This is a genomic window from Dethiosulfatibacter sp. (assembly GCF_983023055.1).
Map to the genome: position 1 here is coordinate 1 of NZ_CEZJXU010000092.1, position 6,966 is coordinate 6,966.

Sequence of the window (6,966 nt, forward strand, 5' to 3'; positions counted from 1 at the left end):
ATGGCATCAATTGTATTAAAGCCTCTATTTTAAAGGACCTAGAACTAGCTGAAAATTTCCCACTTGTATTACCTTTTTTCATAAAAACTGAATCAATTTGGTTTTGCTTTAAAAAATCTTCTACTGCAGTATAAAAGGATTTTATTTGGTCCTGATTAGTATCATCATCTAATTCAATTTTTTTGACATTTGTCTTTATTATTTTAAAATCATTTCGTAAACCTTCTAATATTACAAATATCGCATCTCCACCTGATACAGATATTCCACAAACTCTTGTACTCATAAATTTCTCCTTTTATTTAAACACCATAATGAAGAACTATATTCTCATTGCCTTCTGCAAATCCAATTAAATCTTCGGTAAAGCCATTGATTGAGAAAAGAATGAAGATTTCTTTCCTATTGGCGACATTCCAAGAAACACCAGCGGCTTTTTTCTGTAAATTTTTCAAAACAGATATTCCAACCTTATCTACCCAATATTTACATTCTCCAAACACTATTGTATTTTCGCTGTTATCAAGGGAAACAACATCAATCTCCTCATCTTTATCCCACCATCTGCCGACGGCATCTAAGGATATATTTAGAGCATTTAACTCTGTAATGTTTCTCATACCACTACGGCAAATATCTTCATAAACATATGCAACATGGCTGTCGATCAAATTTACTTCCAATTTATTGAGAACATCCTGCTTATGGCCATCTTCAATACGACTCCTATTAGGGTATATAAACTTAAACCAAAAAAGCAAATAGTTATCCTTGAACTTATACAGCCCTTTTTTACTTTTGTCAGGGTTCTTTTCAGTGACAGGGACCTCTCTTACTAGGATATCAAGATCCATAAGAACATTGAGATATCTTGTTAGTCCGGTTTGCTTTATTTCTAAAAAGGAAGATATTTTCCCAAGCTTATGATTTCCTGCTGCAATAGCTCTTAATACTGAGAAATAGCTACCTATCTCTGAAACTTCTTTTCCTAAAAGAAAATAAGGCTCTTCATAAAGGATGTTTGACTGGTTTAATATGTTGGTATTGATGTCTTTAATTATATTACCAGTATACTTAAAGGCTTCCGTATACTTTGGCACACCACCAGTGATGCTATAAAGTTCAATTAATTCCCTATTTGTTACATTTGGAAAGAACTGATTATAGTGTTTAAATTCAATTTGTTTTAACCTTATCTGTCCAGTACTCCTTCCATATAAAGGGCTTGAGTATGAAAGTGTCTGTTCTGTCATAAGTGGAATTAAGGAACCACATAGAATAACCATGACATTTTTATCTAAAAGGATGGTATCCCAGATCTTTTGAAATATTGAAGGGAATGAAGGATCACTTTTTCCAAGATATTGGAATTCATCTAAAACTATAATTGGTTTACCATCAACCTTGGCAAGCTCTTCAAATATTGGCTCCCATCTTTCAACAGATGCATCTCTTAATAAGCTGTTACTTGTAAAGTCTGCTACTTCATCTTTAAATATCTTTCGATTAATATGGATATTTTCTTCTGTAGCTAAATAATATAGAGCTTGCTTTTCTTTTATAAACTCTCTTATAAGAGATGTTTTTCCTACTCGTCTTCTTCCATACATAATTATAAGAGAAGATTCCGAGCTCTCATACTGATTTTTCAAGAAATCAAGTTCATCAGAACGATTTACGAATTTCTTCATTATATCACCTCAATATTATTATACACCAAATTATTATACTTTCAAATATAATGATTTAATGTACGGACTCCAACCTGTCTGATTCCTTTTATTAGAAAATGTTTTCTTCCATAATTCGTTTGCTCATTAACAAATTCAGCATTTGAAACATTGAAAGTCTAAATTCATATTTACATGACTGTTAACGGTATATATAAATTTTCTGCTTCACTCACATGTTTTCTAAGGATCAGACTTTAATCCTGCACCACATATTGGAATTAAACAATCGGCTGTCTTGCCGTTTATTTCACAGTAATTCAAATAAGCAGCATAATTAGCAGCTGTCGTATGTTCGCAATATATCCCTCTGGCAGCAAGTAATCTCAATTTCCCATTTTTAAGCAGTATCTCTTCAATCTCTGAATTCTTGATGCTGCCATAAGCCACTGAACTTCTCCATCACCAATTGTATCCTCATTGCCTAAAACCCTAACCAGCTTAACTCCAGCTCCATCTTGAGTCTCATATCCATTGACCAACTTCATAATTTTTCTTTCCATTTAATTGCCCTCCTAATACAATAATTCTAATCAAACTCCTTCTCAAAATTTTTGAAAAATTCATAATATGTACGCACATTTTCCAGCTCTGTCCACTTCTTCACTTCAACTGGATTACTATCAAGGTCATATATTTTAGCCTTGTTAGTCGCAAGTAAAAATGGTGAGTGTGTTGATATGATAAATTGACATCCAAAAAATCTTGCAGAATCTTCAATGAATCTTACCAGTTCAACCTGTCGTTTTGGCGAAAGACTGTTTTCCGGCTCATCTAAAATAAAAAAACCATTTTCACCTATTTTTTCAGTAAAATATCTGAAAGCATTTTCTCCATTTGACAACTCTCTGATGTTATCCATCAATGAATCCCTCACAAAACCAGATTGACTTTTTCTTCTAACAGTATTGACTTTTTTTAGCTGCTCATAATCTTCCATCGATTTCAACACAAATTTAGAATACTTTGTATCTATATATTCATCAAAAAGTTCTTCTCTCTTTAGATCAATACCTTCATTTAAGTTACGAATATTCAGCATATAATCAAACACATCATCACTGGTAATAATCCTGCTATTTTTAGGAATATCCTTTACAATTTCCATATCACACATTTTTAAATAGTCACTATAAAAATTAGATTTATTGAATATAGAATCACGCTTTATTCCTGCTTTTTCTGCTATCACATTTAAGGCTGTTGTTTTTCCCGAACCATTTCCTCCATATAGAATAGTGATTGGTTCAAAATCAATCCTTTCAAATTCACATCTTGATAATATATTGAAAGGATAAAAAGAATCATAGCATGTTCTTTTTATCTCTGTAATAAAATTTATTTCCTTATTTTCATTCGGAAAATTAAATGCATTTAAATAAATCATATCATACTTCCCCTTATCTTATTCCTTTCAATTATATCTTTAATTCTACAAAAAAACACAAAATGTTTCAATTATAACTGAAACATTTTGTGTTTTCTTTCTATTATATTGTTTAATCGCTCTTCTCACATCTCTTCAACAGCCTGATTTTCAAAATCAAAAAATCCAGAATATAATTAACCCTGCTCAAAACAGCTATTTTGGTATGTTATATAATTCATAAACTACTCTTTTTTAATATATTTTGTGCTTCTACCCTGCCCTTTTTTTCTATAAATTATATATGGCTTTTTCATCCTGCGATAATATAGTATCACCTTTATTTACAACAGGGAGTTTAATTTCAATAGAATTCGTATATATTTTAAACTCTGGTTGAATTATAGCTCCTTCGTAAGAATGTTAATCCTCTTAATACCTGTGCCGAATCTTTCAATATATCTAAATCTAAAAAACATTACCTAATATTGGATTTCTGAGTAATGATATTTGACCATCAATGTATTCCCTCTCAGAAAGACCTGACGGCAATAGTACTTCTTAAACAACTTAATTGATCTATCAAATTGCTCCAACACATACATGTTTTCAAAAATTTCACGATCCAGAAATTCATCAATAGTATCCCCAAAACGAACCATATCTATTCCAGGAAAAGCATTGTCATCAGATAAAGTTTCAGCAACATGATTATATTTGGTCTTATCATAATATAAATCCAAGGTTCTCAAAATATCAGCATTTAGTTCATAAATACCCCATTTATCCATTAATTTCTGCTCAAGATAATTAAAGTTTAATAAACTTTTATACGCTGGTAATTCTTCAAAGCTGCGATTTGTTCCCTCTAAAATCAATCGATTTAGTTGAATATAATCAATTTCAACAGTAGATGTATAAGCTCGTTTAAATACCTTACTTTTGTACAAATATGGTTTATAAATACCTTCAAATACTTTTAGTGTTCTTTTTTAATCCAATAACACAATTCAACATTTCGCTCTCCTATTCCAACTCACTCATAGAACAGCAATTCAAATCATGCAATGCAGGTGTTTCAAAGCTAAACTAATCAATCATATATTCATTTAACTCTCTTTTCATCTCATCCGTAAGTGATTTTGATTTTCGAGTAATCATGTCCATCAGAACTACAACTACTTCCGCTCTAGCTACTACCTTTCCATTCTGGAAAAGACCTTGTAGCACAGTAACAGAACTGTTTCCAATATGTTTTACTGCAGTACCGATTTCAACTGTTCCAGGCCAGGTTATTTCTCCAATCAAATCCAGCTTGTTGCTGACTATAACAGCACCACATTTATTTTCTTTAACCATTGATTCAAAACCATACATCTCAGACTGTCCAGTTTCCAAAAAAGTCGAAAACACAGCATTGTTCACATGGCCTAGTTTATCCGTATCGGCAAAACGAATTTTATCGTAGGTTTTAAGGGGGAATGCTTCATAGGTTATTTCATTTTTATTAAATTTTGACATATAAGTATCCTTATCTTTTAAATTCTTTTCAATGGCATAGATTATATCACAATTATTATGCATGACAAAATCATTAATAATCAACTTGACAAAATACAATTTTGGTATACGGCGTATACTTTTTTACGGTTTAAGAAAGTTACTATGTAAAACTCCTTGAAACATTGGTATTTCACTTTCAAGGTAATCTTTCCGTGCTAGCAACACTCGCTTTCGTGGAGTTGACAAAGATGTACTACTTTGACCCTTCAAATTTAGACTAAAAAGAGAAACCATCGATGAATCTTTTTCAGTTCAAGAGTTTAGAGCCGATATAGGCAAGGCTTCAATTGACATGAATAAAAGGATAAAAGACGCTCTGATTAGTGAAGTAGATGTTGATGGCATCCATGGAGAATAGATTGATATTGAAGGAACTCCCGATGATAAAGTCATTATGTATATTCACGGTGGAGGTTTCATCTCTGGTTCCTGTCATACTCATGAAATCCACTATGACGATACCGTCAATTTCCATAAAAAAGTAAAAGAATACAAGGGTGAATCCGAGCTCCATAAATATGAGAATATGGTTCATGCATTTCCAATTCTGGCACCTATGTTCACCGAAGCAACTGAAGCTTTGACGGATATTTGCAGTTTTATAAATGATAAGCTTTCATAAACCAATAGACCAACAAAAAACAATCTCCACAATACCTTTATAACAAAGGACTGTGGAGTTTTTTTGTCTTCATTAAATAATTTTCTCAACAACAAGCAAATAATCATATCCTGCTGTAGCACCCATCATATGAAATTTTGGAATTATATTTGGTATGATTGATATGACTTCTCCTTCAAGATTATTTAAATATTTTTCTAAATCCACTTCATCAATTTCTTTATCTATCTGAAATCTATGCACTTTGTATGTCATATAAATTACCTCCTTCCCAAAACAAATATTTCTTTTCTATATCATAATTATACATCACCTGCTCAGATAGAGCAAATTTGTAATCATAAAAATGCTAGGTTAGTCTGTATAAAGCAAAAAATCTCCGTAGTTCTTTAGCAACAAAGAACTGCGGAGATTTTATTGTAAATCCAATTAACGATAGAAATATTCTCCATCAATAATACTAATCAAATCATCGGTTTTCGATTCAAATGGCAGGTAGTTGAAATATAAACTATCACCAATATTGTTAACGCCTTCAAGAGCTTTTTTTGCCGCAGCTATACTGATGGGCTTTGGCTCAAGTGTTTCAAAGGACTCCTTGTGTGCTGGTGGAAACTGCACATGTTCGTCCACTTGATAAATCACACCTTCAATGGTATCAGGAAATCCATCATCCTCGACGCGGTTCAGTATTGTATTGGCAACAGCCATAGCCAATTCCAGAGAGGCATCTCCAGACTCTACGGTAACAATCTTTGACAACAGATTCAAATCCTCATCGGTATACTCCCTGTCATAAGTATAAGCTTCCAGTATATCTTCGTTTTCACTTTTAATATCAACCGTATATGTACTTTGATTCCAGGATACCTGACAACCAAAATTTTCGGATACAAACCTTAAGGGAATCATAGTCCTACCTTCTTTAATGAAAGGAGCTTTGTACAACTCAACATCTATACCGTCAACGGTCCCATCAATAGTACCAATTGCAATCTCAATAACTTTCTCGTTTAGTGTCATCCTTACCGTTTTTTTATCTTCAAACCATTCTATTGTACCGCCAAGGGCCTCTACAAGATATCGACCAACTACAAATACAGTATCACCTGTCAATATATGTGGCGTATCCGAATAAAGATATGAATCATTTATCTTTACTGATGACTCGACCTCATATCTATTTACATCATTATCTGCATATACTGGCTCACAACAATTAAAAACAATGTTCAACATCATAAAAGCCAATACCATAAATACTATCTTTTTCATTTTGTCTCCTAATATTTCATTACTTATCTGCTATTATATAACAAATCGGGTATTCTTTCCAACATTATTACAGAAATGTTCTCGCAACAAAAACAACCAAGACACATTGACTTCGATATGTACACCAGAATAATTGTAACCCCATCGATAGAAAAGAAAATAAAGATATAACTCTATGTAATATAAAACGATCAAACCTCTCAGCCTGATCGTTTATATTTGTTAAACCTTATATTTATTCAAAGCCTCTTTTGTTTCATCAGAAAGAGGTTTTGATTTTCTAGTAAGTTCATCCATAAGCACTGTAATTGTCTCAGCCAGGGCAACGAGTATTCCATTCTGATATAATCCATGAGTGAAAGTTATTGAACTGCTGCCGATTTTTTGACTCCAGTTCCTATTTCAACTGT

At 32.4% G+C, this 6,966-nt stretch carries 9 protein-coding genes and 1 pseudogene; 1 reads left to right on the forward strand and 9 read right to left on the reverse strand.

Going from position 1 to position 6,966, the window contains the following annotated elements; genetic code table 11:
- The 7 genes and pseudogenes from AC3AX0_RS04835 to AC3AX0_RS04865 form a co-directional block, all read right to left on the reverse strand.
- On the reverse strand, positions 1-286 hold a 286-nt coding region (locus AC3AX0_RS04835; protein ID WP_487549177.1), incomplete at its 3' end, for a DUF3010 family protein.
- A gap of 16 nt (positions 287-302) precedes the next feature.
- The gene (locus AC3AX0_RS04840; RefSeq protein WP_487549178.1) at positions 303-1,691 is read right to left on the reverse strand and encodes an ATP-binding protein; all 1,389 of its coding nucleotides are present in this window, start codon (positions 1,689-1,691) and stop codon (positions 303-305) included.
- Positions 1,692-1,913: 222 nt separating this feature from the next.
- A pseudogene (locus tag AC3AX0_RS04845) lies at positions 1,914-2,051 on the reverse strand (threonine synthase); the annotation flags it as partial.
- Positions 2,052-2,056: 5 nt separating this feature from the next.
- Positions 2,057-2,233 carry a hypothetical protein gene (locus tag AC3AX0_RS04850; protein WP_487549179.1) on the reverse strand — a complete coding sequence of 59 codons (177 nt, stop codon included), beginning with the start codon at positions 2,231-2,233 and terminating at the stop codon, positions 2,057-2,059.
- A gap of 26 nt (positions 2,234-2,259) precedes the next feature.
- Positions 2,260-3,117 carry an AAA family ATPase gene (locus tag AC3AX0_RS04855; protein WP_487549180.1) on the reverse strand — a complete coding sequence of 286 codons (858 nt, stop codon included), beginning with the start codon at positions 3,115-3,117 and terminating at the stop codon, positions 2,260-2,262.
- A gap of 461 nt (positions 3,118-3,578) precedes the next feature.
- On the reverse strand, positions 3,579-4,046 hold the full coding sequence (locus tag AC3AX0_RS04860; RefSeq protein ID WP_487549181.1) for a hypothetical protein: 468 nt from the start codon (positions 4,044-4,046) through the stop codon (positions 3,579-3,581).
- Between the two features lie 139 nt (positions 4,047-4,185).
- The gene (locus tag AC3AX0_RS04865) at positions 4,186-4,617 is read right to left on the reverse strand and encodes an acyl-CoA thioesterase (protein ID WP_487549182.1); all 432 of its coding nucleotides are present in this window, start codon (positions 4,615-4,617) and stop codon (positions 4,186-4,188) included.
- A gap of 436 nt (positions 4,618-5,053) precedes the next feature.
- Between AC3AX0_RS04865 and AC3AX0_RS04870 the strand changes: the two genes are divergently transcribed.
- The gene (locus tag AC3AX0_RS04870; protein ID WP_487549183.1) at positions 5,054-5,281 is read left to right on the forward strand and encodes an alpha/beta hydrolase; all 228 of its coding nucleotides are present in this window, start codon (positions 5,054-5,056) and stop codon (positions 5,279-5,281) included.
- A 72-nt stretch (positions 5,282-5,353) separates the two neighbouring features.
- On the opposite strand, the gene AC3AX0_RS04875 is transcribed toward AC3AX0_RS04870, so the two are convergent.
- Positions 5,354-5,536 (reverse strand): hypothetical protein, encoded by a 183-nt coding sequence (locus tag AC3AX0_RS04875; protein ID WP_487549184.1) that lies wholly within the window; start codon positions 5,534-5,536, stop codon positions 5,354-5,356.
- Between the two features lie 174 nt (positions 5,537-5,710).
- A complete protein-coding gene (locus AC3AX0_RS04880; protein WP_487549185.1) occupies positions 5,711-6,556 on the reverse strand; it encodes a stalk domain-containing protein in 846 nt (281 codons plus the stop codon).
- Between the last annotated feature and the right edge of the window lie 410 nt (positions 6,557-6,966).

Bases quoted from the DNA above. Each gene is read 5' to 3' on its own strand.
- AC3AX0_RS04840 (WP_487549178.1), bottom strand. From the start codon at position 1,691: ATGAAGAAATTCGTAAATCGTTCTGATGAACTTGATTTCTTGAAAAAT.
- AC3AX0_RS04850 (WP_487549179.1), bottom strand. From the start codon at position 2,233: ATGGAAAGAAAAATTATGAAGTTGGTCAATGGATATGAGACTCAAGAT.
- AC3AX0_RS04855 (WP_487549180.1), bottom strand. From the start codon at position 3,117: ATGATTTATTTAAATGCATTTAATTTTCCGAATGAAAATAAGGAAATA.
- AC3AX0_RS04865 (WP_487549182.1), bottom strand. From the start codon at position 4,617: ATGTCAAAATTTAATAAAAATGAAATAACCTATGAAGCATTCCCCCTT.
- AC3AX0_RS04870 (WP_487549183.1), top strand. From the start codon at position 5,054: ATGTATATTCACGGTGGAGGTTTCATCTCTGGTTCCTGTCATACTCAT.
- AC3AX0_RS04875 (WP_487549184.1), bottom strand. From the start codon at position 5,536: ATGACATACAAAGTGCATAGATTTCAGATAGATAAAGAAATTGATGAA.
- AC3AX0_RS04880 (WP_487549185.1), bottom strand. From the start codon at position 6,556: ATGAAAAAGATAGTATTTATGGTATTGGCTTTTATGATGTTGAACATT.